General features: G+C 51.5%; 22 protein-coding genes. 16 read left to right on the top strand and 6 right to left on the bottom strand.

Features of this window, described 5'->3' with window-relative positions; genetic code table 11:
• Positions 1–7 precede the first annotated feature (7 nt).
• The 14 genes from prfA (at position 8) to yaaA (ending at position 12,026) form a co-directional block, all read left to right on the top strand.
• Positions 8–1,084 carry a peptide chain release factor 1 gene (prfA, locus tag A4Z71_RS04815; RefSeq protein ID WP_070954791.1) on the top strand — a complete coding sequence of 359 codons (1,077 nt, stop codon included), beginning with the start codon at positions 8–10 and terminating at the stop codon, positions 1,082–1,084.
• Positions 1,084–1,938: a peptide chain release factor N(5)-glutamine methyltransferase gene (prmC, locus tag A4Z71_RS04810; protein WP_070954790.1), complete on the top strand. Its 855-nt coding sequence runs from the start codon at positions 1,084–1,086 to the stop codon at positions 1,936–1,938. The genes prfA and prmC overlap by 1 nt, the downstream gene beginning before the upstream one ends.
• Before the next feature lie 15 nt (positions 1,939–1,953).
• Positions 1,954–2,643, top strand: a complete 690-nt coding sequence (locus A4Z71_RS04805; protein WP_145943905.1) for an L-threonylcarbamoyladenylate synthase — start codon at positions 1,954–1,956, stop codon at positions 2,641–2,643.
• A gap of 3 nt (positions 2,644–2,646) precedes the next feature.
• The gene (locus A4Z71_RS04800) at positions 2,647–3,756 is read left to right on the top strand and encodes a glycosyltransferase family 4 protein (protein WP_070954789.1); all 1,110 of its coding nucleotides are present in this window, start codon (positions 2,647–2,649) and stop codon (positions 3,754–3,756) included.
• Positions 3,743–4,153 (top strand): hypothetical protein, encoded by a 411-nt coding sequence (locus tag A4Z71_RS04795; protein WP_070954788.1) that lies wholly within the window; start codon positions 3,743–3,745, stop codon positions 4,151–4,153. Before A4Z71_RS04800 ends, A4Z71_RS04795 begins: the two co-directional genes overlap by 14 nt.
• Before the next feature lie 172 nt (positions 4,154–4,325).
• Complete coding sequence (atpB, locus tag A4Z71_RS04790) at positions 4,326–5,138, top strand: F0F1 ATP synthase subunit A (RefSeq protein ID WP_236858516.1); 813 nt, start codon at positions 4,326–4,328, stop codon at positions 5,136–5,138.
• Between the two features lie 48 nt (positions 5,139–5,186).
• The gene (gene atpE, locus A4Z71_RS04785) at positions 5,187–5,417 is read left to right on the top strand and encodes an ATP synthase F0 subunit C (protein ID WP_070954786.1); all 231 of its coding nucleotides are present in this window, start codon (positions 5,187–5,189) and stop codon (positions 5,415–5,417) included.
• 19 nt (positions 5,418–5,436) lie between these two features.
• The gene (locus tag A4Z71_RS04780; protein ID WP_070954785.1) at positions 5,437–6,012 is read left to right on the top strand and encodes a F0F1 ATP synthase subunit B; all 576 of its coding nucleotides are present in this window, start codon (positions 5,437–5,439) and stop codon (positions 6,010–6,012) included.
• Positions 6,012–6,815 carry a F0F1 ATP synthase subunit delta gene (locus A4Z71_RS04775; protein WP_070954784.1) on the top strand — a complete coding sequence of 268 codons (804 nt, stop codon included), beginning with the start codon at positions 6,012–6,014 and terminating at the stop codon, positions 6,813–6,815. Before A4Z71_RS04780 ends, A4Z71_RS04775 begins: the two co-directional genes overlap by 1 nt.
• Before the next feature lie 51 nt (positions 6,816–6,866).
• Positions 6,867–8,504, top strand: a complete 1,638-nt coding sequence (atpA, locus tag A4Z71_RS04770; RefSeq protein WP_070954783.1) for a F0F1 ATP synthase subunit alpha — start codon at positions 6,867–6,869, stop codon at positions 8,502–8,504.
• Between the two features lie 36 nt (positions 8,505–8,540).
• A complete protein-coding gene (locus A4Z71_RS04765) occupies positions 8,541–9,449 on the top strand; it encodes a F0F1 ATP synthase subunit gamma (protein WP_070954782.1) in 909 nt (302 codons plus the stop codon).
• A 15-nt stretch (positions 9,450–9,464) separates the two neighbouring features.
• Positions 9,465–10,922: a F0F1 ATP synthase subunit beta gene (gene atpD / locus A4Z71_RS04760; RefSeq protein ID WP_070954781.1), complete on the top strand. Its 1,458-nt coding sequence runs from the start codon at positions 9,465–9,467 to the stop codon at positions 10,920–10,922.
• Between the two features lie 2 nt (positions 10,923–10,924).
• Positions 10,925–11,185, top strand: a complete 261-nt coding sequence (locus A4Z71_RS04755) for a F0F1 ATP synthase subunit epsilon (RefSeq protein WP_070954780.1) — start codon at positions 10,925–10,927, stop codon at positions 11,183–11,185.
• Between the two features lie 58 nt (positions 11,186–11,243).
• Positions 11,244–12,026: a peroxide stress protein YaaA gene (yaaA, locus tag A4Z71_RS04750; RefSeq protein ID WP_070954779.1), complete on the top strand. Its 783-nt coding sequence runs from the start codon at positions 11,244–11,246 to the stop codon at positions 12,024–12,026.
• Positions 12,027–12,075: 49 nt separating this feature from the next.
• Here yaaA and A4Z71_RS04745 read toward each other — a convergent pair whose 3' ends face one another.
• The 6 genes from A4Z71_RS04745 to A4Z71_RS04720 all read right to left on the bottom strand — a co-directional run bounded on the left by A4Z71_RS04745 (position 12,076) and on the right by A4Z71_RS04720 (position 16,925).
• Positions 12,076–13,305 (bottom strand): hypothetical protein, encoded by a 1,230-nt coding sequence (locus A4Z71_RS04745; RefSeq protein WP_070954778.1) that lies wholly within the window; start codon positions 13,303–13,305, stop codon positions 12,076–12,078.
• Between the two features lie 25 nt (positions 13,306–13,330).
• A complete protein-coding gene (locus tag A4Z71_RS04740; RefSeq protein ID WP_084028425.1) occupies positions 13,331–13,843 on the bottom strand; it encodes an RNA polymerase sigma factor in 513 nt (170 codons plus the stop codon).
• Between the two features lie 63 nt (positions 13,844–13,906).
• On the bottom strand, positions 13,907–14,383 hold the full coding sequence (locus A4Z71_RS04735; RefSeq protein ID WP_070954776.1) for a methylated-DNA--[protein]-cysteine S-methyltransferase: 477 nt from the start codon (positions 14,381–14,383) through the stop codon (positions 13,907–13,909).
• 45 nt (positions 14,384–14,428) lie between these two features.
• Positions 14,429–14,899: a TspO/MBR family protein gene (locus tag A4Z71_RS04730; protein ID WP_202816200.1), complete on the bottom strand. Its 471-nt coding sequence runs from the start codon at positions 14,897–14,899 to the stop codon at positions 14,429–14,431.
• A 16-nt stretch (positions 14,900–14,915) separates the two neighbouring features.
• A complete protein-coding gene (locus A4Z71_RS04725) occupies positions 14,916–16,268 on the bottom strand; it encodes an aspartate aminotransferase family protein (protein ID WP_418219387.1) in 1,353 nt (450 codons plus the stop codon).
• Positions 16,269–16,451: 183 nt separating this feature from the next.
• The gene (locus tag A4Z71_RS04720) at positions 16,452–16,925 is read right to left on the bottom strand and encodes an Lrp/AsnC family transcriptional regulator (RefSeq protein ID WP_070954775.1); all 474 of its coding nucleotides are present in this window, start codon (positions 16,923–16,925) and stop codon (positions 16,452–16,454) included.
• 150 nt (positions 16,926–17,075) lie between these two features.
• Between A4Z71_RS04720 and A4Z71_RS04715 the strand changes: the two genes are divergently transcribed.
• The gene (locus tag A4Z71_RS04715; protein ID WP_070954774.1) at positions 17,076–18,512 is read left to right on the top strand and encodes a gamma-aminobutyraldehyde dehydrogenase; all 1,437 of its coding nucleotides are present in this window, start codon (positions 17,076–17,078) and stop codon (positions 18,510–18,512) included.
• A 140-nt stretch (positions 18,513–18,652) separates the two neighbouring features.
• Entirely contained in the window at positions 18,653–19,627 is a 975-nt protein-coding gene (locus tag A4Z71_RS04710; protein ID WP_070954773.1) for an FtsK/SpoIIIE domain-containing protein, read from the top strand.
• Positions 19,628–19,696 lie beyond the last annotated feature (69 nt).

The following is a 19,696-nucleotide window of genomic DNA, read 5'->3' as shown; positions in this document are numbered from 1 at the left end:
GTTCAAAATGCTTGATTCCGTTCAACCGCTGTTGGCCGAACACGCTGCGCTGCAAGAGCAACTCTCTGATGCCAGCGTGCACGCCAACCCGGCACTTGCCAAAAAGCTCAACCGTCGCTACGCCGAATTGAGTGCGATTGTTGCCGTTTACAACCAGGTCAATGGTTTGAACGACGACATCGCAGCGGCACGTGAACTGGCAAAAGAAGATGAGCTTTTCGCAGAAGAGTTGCCGGCTTTAGAGGAAAAACTAGTTGCCGCCAACGAAAAATTGCGCCGACTGCTGATTCCACGCGACCCGGATGACGGACGAGACGTCATTATGGAAATCAAAGCGGGCGAGGGTGGAGCAGAATCAGCTCTTTTTGCTGCCGACCTGCTGCGCATGTACATCCAATATGCGAATTCAAAGGGCTGGAAAACCGAAATCATCGAGAAGAACGAATCTGATCTCGGTGGCATCAAAGACATTCAAATTGCTATCAAGGGCAATTCTTCAGACCCGGCGCAGGGCGTATGGGCACACCTCAAATATGAGGGCGGTGTCCATCGAGTTCAGCGTGTTCCGGTTACCGAAACTCAAGGTCGTATTCACACCTCGGCCGCCGGAGTTCTAGTGTTTCCTGAAGTAGATGAGCCAGAAGAAGTTGAAATTGCTCAAAACGATTTGCGCATTGACGTCTATCGCTCTTCTGGTCCGGGTGGCCAATCGGTGAACACCACCGACTCAGCTGTTCGCATCACCCACTTGCCAACTGGAATCGTAGTTTCGATGCAGAACGAGAAGTCTCAGCTGCAAAACAAAGAGGCCGCGATGCGAGTTTTGCGAGCACGAATTTTGGCAGCCCAGCAAGAGGCCCTCGAAGCTGAGCAATCTGCGGCGCGTAAATCTCAGGTTCGCACCGTCGACCGCTCTGAACGAATCCGTACCTATAACTTCCCAGAAAACCGAATTGCCGATCATCGCACCGGCTACAAGGCTTATAACCTCGACCAGGTCATGGATGGAGCACTTGAACCGGTGGTTCAGTCTGCGATTCAAACCGACGAAGAGGCACGTCTAGCCGCACTCGGCACAAAATAATGCTGCTTCGCGAGTTGCTAAATCATGCGGCTGCTCGGTTTGTGCTTGCCGGAATTGATTCTGCTCAAAATGACGCAGAACTTCTTGCTGCCTGGGCGCTAGGTATCTCTCGCTCCGAGCTACAGACCAAATTGATATTTGACGAAGAGATCGATGAGGTAGCGGCCGGTCCGCTAATTGTGGCGTTTGCTCGCAGACAGCAGCGCGAACCACTTCAGCACATCACTGGGCGCGCTTACTTTAGAAATCTTGAATTGACGGTCGGTCTCGGTGTGTTTGTTCCGCGACCAGAAACCGAATTGATCGCTCAACTGGCGATTGATGCGCTCAAGGCAGATCCCTCAAACCAGCCCGTTGCGGTTGATTTAGGCACAGGTTCGGGTGCAATCGCTCTAGCCATGGCAACCGAAGTGCCGCACGCGCAAGTTTTTGCTGTTGAAAAATCTGCCGCAGCATATGAGTTCGCCAAACAAAATTTCGCCAAATATTCCAAGATTGAGAATCTCATCCAGGGTGATATGGCAGATGCATTTCAAGAACTAATCGGCAAAGTTTCGGTGGTGGCTTCGAACCCGCCCTACATTCCTAACGATGCTGTTCCGCGCGACCCCGAGGTTCAGCAATACGATCCGGCGCTGGCCCTGTACGGTGGCGATGATGGTTTAGATCTAATTCGCATCATTTCGGCTCGAGCAAAAGAGCTGCTGCATCCAGGTGGTTTTCTAGTTATCGAGCACGCCGACAGTCAAAGTAAACAGGTCTGTGAATTACTATTGGCTGATGGGTGGGTGCAAGTTTCTGCTCACCAAGATTTGACCTTCAGAGACCGGGCAGTTTCAGCCCGCAAGCTTTAGACAAAGGAGCCAGCCTTGGAGCGGATTTACGACTGCTCGGTAGACACCGACCTGCTGACCGGAATGCGGTTGGCTAAGGCTTCGCTGGGTAGACATGAGTTGGCTGTCATCCCGACCGACACAGTTTACGGAATCGCTGCCGATGCATTTTCGGCCAAGGGGGTTGAATCTCTTTTGGCCGCCAAGGGTAGAGGTCCTCAGTCCCCGCCACCGGTGCTTATTCCATCTGCAAAAACTATGGATGCCCTGGCCGACTCAATTCCTAAGATCGCCAGGCAGCTCGCTGAGACATTTTGGCCGGGAGCGCTCACCATGATCCTGAAAGCGCAGCCTTCGCTGAAGTGGGATTTGGGGGAGACCAAGGGCACGGTGGCGTTGCGTGTGCCCGATCACAAAATTACGCTTGCGCTGCTTGAAGAAACCGGGCCACTGGCTGTCTCTAGCGCAAACCTTACCGGTCAGCCAGCAGCTACAACTGCCGTCGAAGCCGAAGGCTACTTCGGCAGCAAAGTCAAGGTCTACCTCGATGGTGGGCCAAGCCCGAAAGGTGAGGCCTCGACCATCCTAGATTTGACCGGCATTACCGAAAGTCTCTCGCTTGGCGGTGCGGTAACTACCACTGGCAAGATAAGAGTTGTTCGCCAGGGTGCGTTGCGCATCGAACAAATTCGCTCTATCGCTAAAGACTTACTCGAAGAGGACTAGCTCGTGCGCGCCTATTTGCTGATGATGTTGATTGCTGCGGCAGTCACATTCGTTGGCACCTGGGCCACCCTCAAAATTAGTCATCGCTTCAAGCTTTACCCGCAAATCAGAGCCCGTGATGTTCACACCCGGCCGACCCCTAGGCTCGGCGGCGTAGCCATGTATTTTGGCTTTCTGGTTACCTTGCCAATTGCTGGTTCACTTGGCTGGTTCAAAAGCGTTTTTGCCGACCCGATGCAGGTTCTGGCAATTTTGGGCGCGGCAACTCTGATCACACTGATCGGTTTCCTAGACGATCTCTATGATCTCGACTGGACCCTGAAACTTGCTGGCCAATTTCTGGTTGCCGGAATTCTCGCCTGGCAGGGTGTTCAGATTGTCTCGCTGCCGATTAATGGTCTGACCATTGGCAGTTTTGGAACATCCTTTGTGGTGACCCTGTTTTTAACGGTCCTGGTTATGAACGCGGTCAACTTCATCGATGGCCTAGATGGTTTGGTTGCTGGGGTAGTGCTCATCGGCACTTCGGTCTTTTTCGCATACTCATACCTACTCAGTCAGCAGACTTCGCCCACCAACTACTTCAACTTGGCTTCGCTGCTATCGGCAATTGTTTTGGGAATGTGCCTCGGTTTTCTGCCTTTCAACTGGCGACCGGCCAAAATTTTTATGGGCGATTCAGGCGCCATGCTGCTCGGCCTACTGATGGCAACTTCGGCACTTACCGTAACCGGCCAAATCGATCCAAAGCTAATCAGCAATGATGAATTATGGCCCGCATTTATCCCGCTGATCTTGCCGTTGGCAATCCTTATTCTGCCGATGCTCGATTTCTCTCTTGCAGTGCTGCGACGATTGCGGGCCGGCAAATCACCCTTCGCTGCAGATCGACAACACCTACATCACCGCCTTCAAGACTTTGGGCACGGCCACCTTGGTGCGGTGCTGGTTTTTTACGTCTGGACAGCCGTCATCTCAATAAGTTGCCTGCTGTTTTTCTTCCTCGACGCAGCTTTGGTTTTCATCGTTTTGGCTATCGGTGTGCTGCTTGCTCTGCTCTATACGCTTTGGCCACTAATCAAGAGAAAGAGGGCTGCAAATGCCGGCATCTGATTCACTCGAGAAAGTTTTCAAAAAAGTGTTGGTCCAAGGCTCTATCTTGATTGGGATTATCGCGGCACTTGGTTCGGCAATCGGGTTTGCCGTCGCGGGGCAGGCGGGCCTAATTAGTGCACTGATTGGTGCCGCGCTAACCCTGGTCTTTGTCTCGCTAACCGCATTGAGCGTTTGGTTTGGCGGAAAACTTCCACTGGGTGGCTTCTTCGGAGTCGTCATGGGCGGTTGGTTAGTAAAGCTAGTGGTTTTCTTGGTGTTGGCGGCAACCCTGAAAGAAGTCGATTTTATTGACGGCCCGGTTTTCTTTTTCACCGTTGTTGCCGCGATCATCTCGACCCTGGTTATTGACACTCGCATAGCTTTGTCAGCGCGAATCCCGCTCTACGAAAAATAATCAAAAAATAATCTTGTTGATGCCTAATCTCCGGGAATTTGGCAGCAGTAATGCTGTTAGGATTATGGAGTTGCCACACATCTAGGCAGCAAGCACTGTAAATCGCCGCAAGGTTCACCTTGCCCCGAAACAGGAGTTCAAGCTGATCGCGAACGCTCTAAATCTGCTCTATGTGGCAGCCAGCACCGAAGAGTCTGGTGGCGGTTTCCACGCTCCATCAATCATGGAGTTCTATCCCGAAATCGTTGCCTTTGAAGGTACTCCGTTCGCACTAAACCGAATCATGCTGATTCGTTTGCTGGTTCTTACCGTTCTCATCATCGTCTTCACACTTTGGGCAAATTCATTCAAGCGTTCGCTTCGTGAAGGTAGCCACGTTCCATCACGTTTCCAGTTGATGGGCGAAATTTCACTCAACTTCGTTCGCAAGAGCATTGCTCACGAGCAACTTGGCGAAAAAGATGGCGACCGCTTCTTGCCGCTGCTGACCACAATCTTCTTCATCACCCTAGGCATGAACATCACCGGTATCATCCCGGGCTTGAACATCGCCGGTACCTCAGTTATCGGTCTACCAATTGTGATGGCCCTGGCAGCCTACGTAACCTTTATCTACGCGGGTGTCAAAAAGCACGGCGGTCACTTCTTCACCTCAGCGCTATTCCCAGCCGGAGTTCCCAAGCCGTTCTACATCATGGTTACTCCGATCGAGTTTCTCTCGACCTTCATCCTTCGCCCGATCACTCTGGCTCTGCGTTTGACCATGAACATGATCGCCGGGCACCTTTTGCTTGTGCTCTGCTTCTCGGCAACCCAGTTCTTCCTGTTCAATGCCGATGGCTTCTTCAAATTCTTCGGCGCCGGAACATTCTTGTTCGGCTTCGCCTTTACCCTGTTCGAAATCCTTGTTGCTTTCTTGCAGGCATACGTTTTCACACTTCTGACAACTGTTTACATCCAGTTGGCATTGTCAGACGAGCACTAATCAGAAGCTAACAACCGTTAGTTTCAAACCACGGAAGGGAAATACAAAGTGGACGTTACAAACATCGCTGAACTAAGCGGAAACCTAGCTGTAGTTGGTTACGGTCTAGCAGCAGTAGGCCCAGGTATCGGTGTAGGTCTAGTTGTTTCAAAGACCATCGAGTCGATTGCTCGCCAGCCTGAACTAGCTTCAAAGCTTCAGGTCACCATGTGGTTAGGTATCGCATTTACCGAAGCGCTAGCGCTAATCGGTCTAGCAACCCCATTCATCTTCGCTTAGTCAGTCAGGAAACTAGACCATGATTTCAAGGATTTTCGCGGCTGCGGCTGAGGGTGAGGGCGCTCCAAACCCACTTTTGCCAGCTGACTACGACATCCTGTGGTCTTCGGTTGTCTTCGTAATTCTGTTGGCGTTTTTCTGGTTCAAGGTTCTGCCGAACTTCAAGAAAACTCTTGATGCTCGCACCGAAGCCATTGAAGGACGTCTTGCTGCTGCTGAAGAGGCGCAGGCAGAAGCCGCGGCCAAAACCGCAAACATCGAGGCCGAGCAGGCTCAGGCGCGAGCCGAAGCCGCTTCAATTCGCGAGGAAGCCCGAGCTGAAGGTGCAGCTATTTTGGCTGAGCTGAAAGAACAGGCAGCAAGCGAGGCAGCACGATTGACCGCAACCGCAAAGGCTCAAATTGAGGCTGAGCGTCAGGCAGCACTAATCTCTCTGCGAGCAGAGGTAGGTTCACTAGCAATCGACCTCGCTTCAAGCGTGGTTGGGGCAAGCCTCAAGAACGACAAGATTGCCGCCGGCGTGGTCGACCAATTTTTGGCCGACCTAGAGGCTGGCGACAGCGTTTCTCAAACCAAAGCAGGCAAGAAGAAGTAATGGCCAGTTCAACCAGGCAGTCGCTAGCCGCGGCAAAAGAGGCGCTACAGCCTCTCCTTGCTAAGGCTGATCTCAAATTCGCAACCGAGTTGTTTACTATCGGTAACGCAGTAGCGTCATCGACCCAGTTGCGAAACATCCTCTCGGACCCTTCCGCCGAGGCTGTGGCCAAGTCGGGAGCACTGCAAGCCGTTTTCGGCAAAGGTGTTTCTAAGGCTGCGCTTGAGTTTGCCGAACACCTGGTTGTTCTGCGCTGGTCTACCGGCTCAGACCTTGTGTCTGCCTTCGAGCAGTTAGCGGTTCACACAGTTGCTGCCATCGCTGCATCAGCTAAAAAGTTAGACCAGCTTGAGAGTGAGTTGTTTTCATTCCGTCAAGCAGTCGATTCCGATCAAGATTTGCAGATGGCGCTCAGCTCGAAAACTGCCTCGCTTGAAGCAAAACTCGCTCTGGTAAACGCTCTCTTAGGCAAGAAAGCCAGTGCTGAAACCGCGCTGCTGGTGCAGAATGCAGTTTCGGGTGCTCGACGCCGTCGCGTTTCGGTGGTCCTCGAGCAATTCGGCAAGCAGATTTCTGCTTTCGCCGATCGCTTGGTGGCATTGGTCACTTCTGCAGCCGAACTTGATAAGAAACAAATTGACCGTCTTGAAAAAGCACTGGCCAAGGCCTATGGCCAAAGTGTCACCTTGAACGTCGAAGTAGACGAAAGCCTCCTCGGGGGACTAAAAGTTCAGGTTGCCGGCCAAATCATCGACGGAAGCCTAAGCAACCGTCTACAACAAGCAAAACTTCAACTGGCGTAAGTCAGTTCCCAATGACCAACCGGGGCTAGCCCCAAAAGCAAAGGATACGAGATGGCAGATCTGAAAATCAGCCCGAACGAGATTCGCGACGCTCTCAAAGACTTCGTCAAGTCTTACGAGCCAGCCAAGGCCTCACGCACCGAAGTAGGACACGTGATTGATGCCGGTGACGGTATTGCCCACGTTGAGGGTTTGCCAAGCGCGATGGCTAACGAGCTGCTCAAATTTGCTGATGGCACTTTGGGTCTTGCTCTAAACCTAGATGAGCGCGAAATCGGTACTGTAGTTCTCGGAAACTTCGAGGGTATCGAAGAGGGTATGGAAGTTCACCGCACCGGTGAGGTTCTTTCGGTACCCGTTGGCGACAAGTTCTTGGGCCGAGTTGTCGACCCGCTTGGTAACCCAATCGACGGACTCGGTGACATCAAGGCTGAGGCACGACGCGCTCTTGAGCTTCAGGCTCCGGGCGTTATGGCTCGTAAGTCAGTTCACGAGCCATTGCAGACCGGTATTAAGGCAATCGACGCCATGATTCCAGTTGGCCGCGGTCAGCGTCAGCTAATCATTGGTGACCGCCAGACCGGTAAAACCGCTATTGCCATCGACACCATCATCAACCAGAAGTCGAACTGGGAATCTGGTGACCCAAAGAAGCAGGTTCGCTGCATCTATGTAGCCATCGGTCAAAAGGGTTCGACTATCGCAGCAGTGAAGGGCGCCCTTGAAGAAGCCGGCGCTATGGAATACACCACGATTGTGGCCTCACCTGCTTCTGACCCTGCAGGTTTCAAGTACCTAGCCCCTTACACCGGTTCTGCAATTGGTCAGCACTGGATGTACGGCGGCAAGCACGTCCTAATCATTTTTGATGACCTGTCAAAGCAGGCCGAGGCCTACCGTGCAGTTTCACTTTTGCTTCGTCGCCCACCAGGCCGTGAAGCATACCCAGGTGACGTTTTCTACTTGCACAGCCGTTTGCTAGAGCGTTGTGCCAAGCTAAACGACGAATTGGGTGGCGGTTCAATGACTGGTCTTCCAATCATCGAGACCAAGGCTAACGACGTCTCTGCTTACATTCCGACCAACGTGATCTCGATCACCGATGGCCAGATCTTCCTTCAGTCAGACTTGTTCAACTCAAACCAGCGCCCAGCTATCGATGTTGGTATCTCGGTTTCTCGTGTTGGTGGTGCCGCTCAGGTTAAGGGCATCAAGAAGGTTTCCGGAACCCTGAAGCTTGAACTAGCTCAGTACCGCGCTCTTGAGGCTTTTGCGATGTTCGCATCAGACCTTGATGCTGCTTCACGTCAGCAGTTGGCTCGTGGTGCACGTCTAATGGAGCTGCTAAAGCAGCCTCAGTACTCTCCATTCCCAGTTGAAGAGCAGACCGTATCGGTTTGGGCAGGAACCACCGGCAAACTAGACGAGGTTCCAGTTGAAGATGTCCTTCGCTTCGAATCAGAGTTGCTTGACTACCTACGCCGCAACACCAGCGTGCTAACCACCATCCGCGAGACCAACAACCTTGCTGACGACACCGTAGCTGAACTTGAAAAAGCAGTTGCCAAGTTCAAGAAGGGTTTTGCAACCTCAGCTGGAGAGTCACTTTCATCAGCTGCTCAAGCCGACGCGCTCGATGCAGAAGAAGTTGACCAAGAACAGATTGTCAAGCAGAAGCGCAAGAAGTAATTCAAGCGAATCTGAAGACTAGAAACTAGGAGAGACATGGGAGCGCAACTTCGGGTCTATAGGCAGAAAATTAAGTCTGCCCAGACGACCAAGAAGATCACTCGCGCCATGGAGTTGATCTCGGCATCACGCATTTATAAAGCGCAACAGCGTGTGGCCGCGGCAACTCCGTATTCGCGTGCGGTTACTCGCGCGGTCTCGGCGGTAGCGACCTACTCAAATGTTGATCACCCGCTGACTACCGAGCCAGCCCGAATTGATCGTGCTGCGGTAGTGATTTTTACTTCTGACCGCGGTCTAGCCGGAGCCTTTTCCTCTAACGTCCTAAAAGAGGCTGAGCAACTCACTTCGCTTTTGCGTGAGCAAGGTAAAGACGTTGTTTACTACTTGGTCGGTCGTAAAGCGGTTAGCTACTTTAACTTCCGTCGCATGCAGTCGGTTCGCCAGTGGATTGGTGGCACCGATCTTCCGGTTGTCGAAACAGCACGTGAAATCGCTGAGGCAGTTCTTGAGGCTTTCAACACCGAGTTTTCTGCCGGTGGCGTCGACGAAATCCACTTGGTTTACAACAAGTTTGTTTCGATGATCGCTCAGGAACCTCAGGTTGTGCGCTTGCTACCGCTTGAAGTTGTTGAAGGCGTCGAGATGCCTTCGAGTGACGAAGTCTTCCCGCTTTACGAATTTGAGCCAGATGCGAACAAGGTGCTAGATGCCCTGCTTCCGGTCTACATCGAGAGCCGAATTTTCAACGCTATGTTGCAGTCGGCAGCGTCAGAACACGCAGCTCGCCAAAAGGCCATGAAGTCAGCAACCGACAACGCCGACAAGTTGATCAAGAACTACACCCGATTGAGCAACCAAGCTCGTCAGTCAGAAATTACCCAGCAGATTTCCGAAATCGTTGGTGGTGCTGACGCACTGTCATCAACCAACGACGAAGACTAAGAGAAAGAAAGAGACATGGCCGCAACCAAGAAGAAGGCAGCTGCACCAGCAGCCGGCACCGGTCGCATCGCGCGCGTAACCGGTCCTGTGGTTGACATCGAGTTTCCTCACGATGCCATCCCAGAGATCTACAACGCACTGACCACTGTCATCAACATCAACGGTGAAGAGACCAAGCTAACCCTAGAGGTCGCTCAGCACCTGGGTGACGATCTAGTTCGCGCAATTGCACTTAAGCCAACCGATGGTTTGGTCCGTGGCGGTGCTGTTACCGACACCGGTGCGCCAATCTCTGTTCCAGTTGGTGACGTAACCAAGGGTCACGTATTCAACGTGACTGGTGACGTTTTGAATGCCAAGCCTGGCGAGAAGATCGAGGTCAAAGAGACCTGGTCGATTCACCGTCAGCCACCAGCTTTCGACCAGCTAGAGTCGAAAACCACCATGTTCGAGACCGGTATCAAGGTCATCGACCTACTAACTCCTTACGTGCAGGGTGGAAAGATCGGTCTATTCGGTGGAGCCGGTGTAGGTAAGACCGTTTTGATCCAGGAAATGATTTACCGTGTGGCAGAAAACCACAACGGTGTATCGGTTTTCGCCGGTGTTGGTGAGCGTACCCGTGAAGGTAATGACCTAATCGATGAAATGACCGAGTCTGGAGTTATCGACAAGACTGCACTGGTCTTCGGTCAGATGGATGAGCCACCTGGCACCCGTCTTCGTGTTGCACTTTCAGCACTGACCATGGCGGAGTACTTCCGCGATGTTCAGAAGCAGGACGTGCTTTTGTTCATCGACAACATCTTCCGCTTTACTCAGGCAGGTTCTGAGGTTTCGACCCTTCTAGGTCGTATGCCATCTGCTGTGGGTTACCAGCCGAACTTGGCAGATGAGATGGGTCTTCTTCAGGAGCGCATCACATCAACCCGTGGTCACTCGATTACCTCATTGCAGGCTATTTATGTTCCTGCTGATGACTACACCGACCCAGCCCCGGCAACCACATTTGCCCACCTCGATGCAACCACCGAGCTTTCTCGTGACATTGCTTCTCAGGGTCTTTACCCAGCGGTAGATCCGTTGACCTCAACCTCACGTATCTTGGACCCTCGCTACATCAGCAAGGACCACTACGAGACCGCGACCACTGTGAAGCGTATTCTGCAGAAGAACAAAGAACTTCAGGAAATCATTGCGATTCTTGGTGTTGAAGAACTTTCTGAAGAAGACAAGATCACTGTTTCGCGTGCCCGTCGTATTCAGCGATTCCTATCGCAGAACACCTACATGGCGACCAAGTTCACCGGTGTTCCTGGTTCGACCGTGCCGCTAAAAGACACAATCGAAGGCTTTGCTGCGATTGCTCGCGGTGACTTCGACCACGTTGGTGAGCAGGCGTTCTTCAACCTTGGTGACATCAACGATGTCCTCAAGGAATGGGACCGCATTCAGAAGGAATCAGGTAAGTAACAATGGCAACACTTCGTGTTGAGCTAGTTGCTGCTGATCAAGCTGTCTGGTCAGGCGAGGCCAAAATGGTCGTGGCTAAGACCGTCGAGGGTGAGATTGGTTTGCTTCCGGGCCACGAGCCAATGCTGGCAATTCTTTCCTCTGGTGAGGTGCGAATCACGCTTGCAGAGGGTGAAGTGGTAAAAGCCAACGCAGAAGATGGTTTTATTTCCATCGAGCACAACGTAGTCACTGTTGTCGCTCGGAATGCTTCCCTCATCTAGAGCTAAAAAAGAATCAACCCTCGGTCACTGACCGAGGGTTTTCTTTTAGGCTAGAGAAATGATTTTGCTGCTGCCCCCTTCAGAAACAAAGAAATCTGGCGGCATCGAAGCATCAGAAACGTGGCTGGAATTGCTGGCCTTCGAGCAATTGCTGTCAATTAGGAAAAGGGCAATTGAGGCTCTTGCCAAGTTATCAGCCATGCCTGATGCGGCCAGGAAGCTAAAAGTGCCAGCCCGCAACCTGAACGATTTGGTTGAGAATCAACAATTAGCTCAGAAGCCGCTGCTCTTGCCCGCTATCGATCGATTTGATGGAGTTCTGTTTGATGCTCTTCACGACCGGGGGCTAAAGGGAAGCGCTACCGAATTCAATCAACTTGACCTTTCTCGGCTTGGCCCCAACGAGGTTTACCTGCACACAGCTATTTTTGGCTTGATCGATTTGTTTGATGAAATTCCAAACTTCAGATTCACTGCCGGAACGGCGCTGCCAGGCTTTAGCCAACTGGATTGGAGATCCGAGCATGACCCAGTTTGGCAAAGTATCGCGACTGCTGGCCAAGATTTGATAGTCGACGGTCGGTCGAGCAGCTATGCCAAGCTGGCTCCCGTGTCTCAGGGCTTGGAAACCATCTACTTAAACGTTGTCAGCGAAGATCCATCTGGGGTTCGCCGGGCCCTGAACCATTTCAATAAGAAGGCAAAAGGTCAATTCGCTCGCGCTTGGTTGCTGTACCCGGCGAAATTAGAGGATCGCAAGCAATTGATTGAAATTGCCAGTTTGGCAGGACTCAAGGCCGAGTTGACTCCCGGAGTGCTGACCCTAATTGCCAAGCCATAGCCAATTTTTCAGCTCTTGTCGCTACAGTTCAGGCAGAGTAGAGGCTGTGCTATCTAACCATCGGCGTCACAGGCTCGGGAAGTTCGATCAGTCCGTCTGGAGTTGCGAGAACCGACACCGAGCCCAGTTCTGAATCGAATATGAATCCTGGAACCAACCACATTTCTGAGTTGCTGGCGTAAACCATGAGCAAGGCAGCCTTGGCTCCGGTCAAAGCAATTCGTTTTGTTTCTGGTTTATCGGTACTTGCCGGTTCCGAACCTGCATTGGCTTCTGTTGCGAAGGGCATTACCTCGCCACTGAACTCGGGGTAACTGATCAAGCTCTGGTGTGCGCTGCCGTACCAGCGGTAGTCGTTTGCTCGAAGCGCTGCATCAGTAGAGCTAATCGACTGGATCTTCTTCACCTCAACTAATTCGCCAGCGACTCCGTAAACATAAGATAACTGGCCTACCTGATTCCATTGGGCGGATGTCTCAAGCGGTAATGGTTGGTTGTTGAGGTGAAGGGTAAGAGATGCTCGCATACCCCAATCGTCAACTGAAGTTGTCACACGGTAGTCGTTTTCGTTGAAGCCCTGTACCTTGGCTAGCGAATTCATGAAGTCAACCGCTTCCGCTTCGGTTGGCAACTTTGATTTATCTGCCTTAATTTCTTTGAATTCAAGACAGCCGAATTCATCTGATTTCAGGCAGTCTGGTTGCAGGTAACTGCTCGGGTCAGAGTAGTCAAAACTGAGTACCGAGCCGAACTGGTTCACGTTTAGGTAGGGTTTTCCGTTCTCGTAGTTGCCACTTTGATAGAAGACAAAATTGGGATCGGTCTTGTTGACTTGTGGTTCTGAAAGATTGAAGAACTTAGCCAGTTCGGTGGCTGCTTCTTCGATTGGTTGGCTCGCTTTGAATTGATAAATGGTCTCGGAGAAGTCAAAATCTGCGAGTTCAGAGCCGGCAAAATACTCGTAGTTGACCATTGGCATAATCATGCGAGAATCTTCGGCGGCCGACCCGTTGGTGGTGGCCAAAGACTTGGCTGCGCCGGTGCCGGACAATGAAAAAAGAGGCCCATTGTCAACCGGAAGCGATGTCGACACCACGGCAGCACCTATGAGCAAAGCAGCTGCCGATGTCGCAATTTGCCATTTGGCAAAACGGGGGCGAATGTTGCCGGAACCAGTTCGCATGATGCGATTCAAGTTCAAATCAACTTGAGGTGCTTGCTGATCGGTTACCGGGTTTGCCTGACGCAGGCGTTCTTCTAAATCTTTTTCAACATTCATATCTAGTAAGTGTCGCCAATAGCGATTAGCTTTCAATTTTTTGTGATTGGTTTTCACCCTTTAGTTGAGCGGCAAGTTTTGCCCTGGCGCGAGTGAGCCTAATGCTGGCAGCGTTTGGCGATATTTTTAGCACGGTTGCCGCATCGGCAACCGATAAACCATCGAAATAGACCAAGCCAATCAGTTGCTGTTCTGTGCTAGTTAGGTGCCTGTAGGCCTGGGCTAATTCAAAATCTTTTAGAGCCACTAACTCGGCCGAAGGAGCCGCAATCTCCGGGCTAAACAGGCTCAGCAATCGGGAGCGCCTCATTTTCTTGCGTTGGTAGTTGGCTAAAACAAAATTGGCAATGGTGAAGAGCCAACCCAATTCATTGTCAACAGGGGCTTGATTTCTTTTTCTCCAGGCGATTTCGAAAGCATCGGCAACTAGGTCTTCAACATCAGACATCTCTGCCCGTCGGGAGATAAATGCACTCATTTTTATTGAATGCTCGCGGTAAATCGCGACAAAGCGAGCATCATCCATCAGAGAGTCCATATCTTTATGATGTCTTGCTAGTGACAAATCTTTCGTACGCTTGGGCAATTAACTAATTGGTGGCTAATCTTTTGCCATGATTTTTTCGATTGCGAGCAAGGCTCTCTTGGTCGGAATGCCATCGCCACCGGAGTATCCGGTGATTTTGCCGGTTGCGCCAAGCACGCGGTGGCAACCGATAAAAATTGGGATTGGGTTTGCCCCCACAGCACCGCCGACCGCACGAACCGCCTTCGGGTTGCCGACAGCGGCAGCAATTTCTGAGTAGGTCATAGTTTTGCCGAAGGGGATAGCCGCAATCTGTCGCCAAACCGCTTTTTGGAACTCGGTTCCTTGCAGTTCGTAGTCGAGTTCAAATTTGGTTGACTTGCCGGCCAGGTATTTCAAGAGTTGGCGTTGGGCATCCTTTAGGGCTTTTGAGCTGCCAAAGTGGGCGCAGCGCTCACCGATGTTCACGGCTGCCACTTTATTGTTTCGAGAGTAAATGCTGATTGGCCCAATCGGGCTTTCAAAACTTATTGATGCGTCAAAATTATCCATGTCTAAATTGTTGCTCTCGCTAACTGCAATAAAGTTTGGCCGCGACTAATTGAGGATAACTATTGCCAAATTCAAGGCTGTGGCAAACCCCAGCCAAAGCAGATAGGGCAAAAACCAATAACCGGCGATGCGGTCCGCCTTAGCAAATTGCCATAGGCAAAGAGCAGCAACGCCATCCAGCGCAATCAAGATGAGCAGCGCGCCGAGCGGTTTCTCTAAGCCGAAGAATATTGGGCTCCAAACTGCATTCAGGGCAAGCTGGATCAGGTAAATCGATGTCGTAAGCGGCCTGACGCCTTGGGCTAGCCAGACTCGCCATGCGGCGATACCGATAAAGGTGTAAAGCAAGGCCCATGCTGGCCCAAAAACCCAATTAGGGGGAGTGAACCAGGGTTTATTCAGTGTTTCAAACCAGGTCTGAATTCCTGAAATGCTGCCTAGCGAGCCTAAAGCGGCTGCGAAATAGCTAAGCCCCAGTGAGCTTGCCAACATCCAAATGGACTTGGCTTTGCTCACCGGGGCCATCAGCATATTAGAAAAGCTTCCAGGCCTTATCTAGGCTGTTGCGAAGGGTGCTTTCTAGCTCGTCAAACTCGCTCTGACCGATGGTTAGCGGTGGAGCCAACTGAACTACAGGGTCGCCACGGTCATCCGAGCGGCAATAGAGTCCAGCATCGTAAAGGTCGGTTGACAAGAAGCCGCGGAGGAGTTTTTCCGATTCGGCATCGTTGAACGTCTCTTTGGTTGCCTTATCTTTTACAAGCTCGATAGCAAAGAAGTAACCTTCGCCGCGAACGTCGCCCACGATTGGCAGATCCTTCAGTTTTTCTAGAGTCTTCCTGAAGGCTGCGGTGTTTCTAGCGACATTTCCAACTAGGTCCTCTTCATCGAAGATGTCGAGGTTTTCGAGTGCAACGGCGCAGGAAACCGGGTGGCCACCGTAGGTGTAACCGTGCGAGAAAAGCGTGGTGCCTTTTTTGAAAGGCTCAAACAATTTCTCAGCGATCATCAACGCACCGATTGGGGCGTAGGCCGAAGTCATACCCTTAGCGCAAACCAGCATGTCGGGTTCAAAGTCATAAAGCTCTGAAGCAAACATTGTGCCTACGCGACCGAAGCCGTCGATGGTCTCGTCAGCAACCAAAAGCACATCGTATTTGTCGCAGATTTCGCGAACTTTTTGGAAATAGATTTTGGGTGCGGTGAAACATCCACCAGAGTTCTGGACTGGCTCTAGGAAGAATGCGGCAACGGTGTCTGGGTCTTCGAACAAAATCATTTCTTCAACCCGGTCGGCCGCCCAAATGGCAAATTCTTCCTCGGTTTCAAACTGATCTTGTGCGCGATACCAGTTGGTGTTTGGCACACGGAAGGTGCTTGGCACAAGTGGCTCGTACGCCTTTTTCATCGAGGGGATACCGGTAAGCGAAAGCGCACCGTGCGAGGTGCCGTGGTAGGCAACTGCACGGGTGAGTACTTTGTGCTTGGTTGGCTTACCAATTAGCTTGAAATACTGCTTTGCTAGCTTCCAAGCGGTTTCGTTAGCTTCGCCACCTCCGGTGGTGAAAAACACTCGACTGAGCGACTTTGGTGCGTATGACAAAAGTCGCTCTGCCAATTCAATACCCGGTGCGTGGGTGTTTGACCAAAGTGGGAAGTAGTCGAGCTGCTTCATTTGCTTGGCAGCTGCTTCGGCTAGACGCTCGCGTCCGTGCCCAGCATTAACCGAGAACAAGCTAGAAATACCGTCAAAGTACTTCTTGCCATTCTGGTCCCAGAAGTGGTGACCTTCGGCGCGGGTGATGATTGGTATGTCAGATTTGTCGAACTGGCTGTGGCGGGTGAAATGCATAAACATGTGTTCACGCGCCGATTTCTGCAGCATTGCAGATGTAATCTCTTTGCCTGCTTTGCGGGCATCGAGAAGGGGTGTGGCCATGTCTGCTGCTGCGCTGGCCGGTGAACCCGGAGCCTTGAAAACGGATTTGATTCCGTTAACAAGCTTTCTTGCTTGGCTTTCCATGATTGCCATGTGATATCACTCTTTACTTTGTTTGTTTCGGGGAATCTATCTGGTTCCCCAGTTGTAGAACTGCTTGTGCAACTTCAAATACACGAAGGTTTCGGTAGAAGTTACTCCGGGCAGCAACCGGATTTTTGAATTGAGCAGCGAAATCAACTGATCGTCGTTTTCGCAAATTACCTCAACCAAAATGTCAAAACTGCCGGCGGTGAGCACCACATAGTCAACCTCGGCCATTGCTGAAAGTTTTTCGGCCAACTCACGGGTATCTCCGCCGCTGCGGATACCAATCATTGCTTGGCGATAAAAGCCCAGTTGCATGGGGTCGGTAACGGCAACAACCTGCATCACGCCCGACTCGGTTAGCTTCTGAACACGCTGTCTGATTGCCGCTTCGCTGAGGCCGACCACTTTGCCTATCTCGGCATAAGATTTGCGACCGTCGAGTTGCAACTGTTCGATGATGGCTTTTGAAACCTCATCAAGTTGGCTCGATTTAGTGCGTGCGACTCTGGACATGGTTCGATTTTGTCAGTGAAAATGGCATTTGGCAAACGAATCCGTAGTCGTTTTGACATTTTGCTACTAATTTTGCACCAGATTTAGATTTTCTCTTTTTTGTTTCGTGGTTAGAATCTCAACAGGACCATCTAACTCAAGGAAGAGATCATGTCAGTTCGTAAACTTCAGAACTTTATCAACGGCGAGTATGTAGACGCGAAGTCTGACGACTACAGCGATGTAGTCAATCCGGCAACCGGAGAAACTTACGCCCATGCTCCGGTTTCTAGCGCCGCCGACGTTGCTGCTGCTTACCAGGCTGCTGAGTCGGCTTTCGAGGTTTGGAGTAATTACACTCCGGGTGAACGCCAGCTTGCCCTGATTCGAATCGCGGATGCGCTCGAAGCGCGTTCAGAAGAAGCAGCGGATGTTGAATCGGAAAATACCGGTAAGCCTCGTTCAACCCTGGTCGAATACGAGATGGCACCGTCAGTTGACCAAATCCGTTTCTTTGCGGGAGCAGCGCGAAACCTAGAGGGTCGCGCCACTGCTGAATACGCTCGCGACCACACTTCATCAATCCGACGCGAGCCAATCGGTGTTATCGGTCAGGTCACTCCATGGAATTACCCGCTAAACATGGCGGTTTGGAAATTCGCGCCAGCTATTGCTGCCGGTAACACCGTTGTCATCAAGCCTTCGGACACGACTCCGGCTTCAACCCTGCTACTTGCTGAAATTGCTGCAGAGTTTTTGCCAAAGGGTGTTTTCAACGTGGTCACCGGTACTCGAGACACCGGTCGAGCAATGATTGAAAACGAGATTCCACAGATGGTTTCTATTACCGGTTCGGTTCGCGCGGGTATGGAAGTGGCCAAGACAGCCGCCGTTGACCTGAAGCGTGTTCACCTAGAGCTGGGTGGTAAGGCTCCGGTTATTGTCTTTGATGATGCCGATCTGCAGAAAGCGGCTGCGCAAATCGCAATTGCCGGCTATTTCAACGCGGGTCAAGACTGCACCGCGGCAACTCGAATTCTGGTTCACGAGTCGGTTCACAAAGACTTCTTGGCCTTGCTAACCGCAGAGGTGAAGGCAAACGCTCTTACCGGTGACCCAATGCGCGACGACATTCTTTTTGGCCCGGTAAACAATGCCGGGCAACTTGAACGAGTTCAGGGATTCATCGACCGTCTACCATCTCACGCCGAGGTCGTCACCGGTGGCGTTCGAGTCGGGGACAAGGGCTACTTCCTTGAGGCAACAATTCTTGATGGCCTAAAGCAAAATGATGAGCACATTCAGAGTGAAATCTTTGGCCCTGTAGTAACCGTGCAAACTTTCAAGGATGACGCTGAGGCGATGCGTTTTGCCAACGATGTGCAGTACGGTTTGGCCTCGTCAGTATGGACTCAAAACCACACTCGTGCCATGCGTTTCTCGAAGGGCCTCAACTTTGGTTGCGTCTGGATCAACACTCACATCCCGCTTGCTGCTGAAATGCCGCACGGTGGTTTCAAGCACTCTGGCTATGGCAAGGATCTGTCGCAGTACGGCTTCGAGGACTACACCCGCATCAAGCACGTGATGAGTTACATCGGCGACTAAGTGAGCAAAGTGCTCGCACTGTTTGCGAACGCGGAGTCGATGTTGCCAAACCCATCGGCGACTAAGTGATCAAAGTGCAAGTTATGCACAGATAATTATTTTTGGGGCAATCGTTTTTACGGTTGCCCCAAAATTGTTGAATGAACTATGCCTGGCTGATCCCTTCAATGCTCATGGGGTCGGTTTTGGCAGCCAGCTCGGGCAATTGGTTTTTCCTATTCGCGTCTGTATTTGGTTCACTACTGGCAGCGCTGCTAAATGTGCAGTTCCAGGCTTACTCAAGGGCATTCGGAGACCTTAGTTTCTCCGGAAAACACTTTTACCTTGGTGATCAAAAGTTGTCGCGACTGGCATTCTTTTGGCCGCCCGAGATCAAGCAAAAGGTTCTGGCCTTTTTGTTGGCTCTTGAAAACTCCCCAAAACGACTAGAGCTAATCTCGAAATTGGTTGAATCGAATTTTCTACTCAGCGAAAAAGGCTTGGGCTACATCGGTTTTGTTGCTGCAGAGCCCGTTGGCATTAACCTTTTGAGCGGTTACCCCCACTTGGCAATTATTGGGCCGACCGGCAGTGGCAAAAGCTTTCTGCTCGACCGTTACTTCAAGTCGCTCTATGCGCAACCACAGCAATTTCAATTTGTCCTGATTGATTTCAAGATGGCGGCCACATTCGCTTTCTATTCAGACCAGCCAAGAATTTCCGGCCCTTTTTCCGAAAACAACCTGGCTGCGCTGCAACAAGAACTTGAACGGCTCGAGCGTCTGATGCATCAACGCGGACTTGAGCTGGGTTTTCAACACACTCCAGTTTTTGTGTTGGTAGATGAATTCGCTCATTTGCTGAGCAAATATCCAAAAGCGGCAGGATATTTTGAAAACTTTTTAGCGAGAGGGCGCTCCGTTAACATCCACGTAGTTGTGGCGACGCAGAACCTCAGTTCGATACCCAGAAGCATGCAAGCGCACCTGCGCAGCAGAATCGCTGTGGGCCACCTAGAAAAGGTTGAGTTGCTTGCCCTGGGTGATCAAGCAGCAACTCCAGTGGTCAACACCAAAGATTCCCGTTCTGCACGGTTGATTGGTCTCGGCCAGGCAGCTCAGCATTTCGATTTCTGAATCGCATCAGAGGTTTCAATTGCTGGGCCGAAAGTGTGCCGGCGAGGGGCACTAAAGATTTCTAATTTG

It is taken from the genome of Candidatus Rhodoluna planktonica (assembly GCF_001854225.1).
Taxonomy (GTDB): Bacteria; Actinomycetota; Actinomycetes; order Actinomycetales; family Microbacteriaceae; genus Rhodoluna; species Rhodoluna planktonica.
Note: the sequence above shows the minus strand (reverse complement) of the source record. Positions and strands in the feature narration are given on the sequence as shown.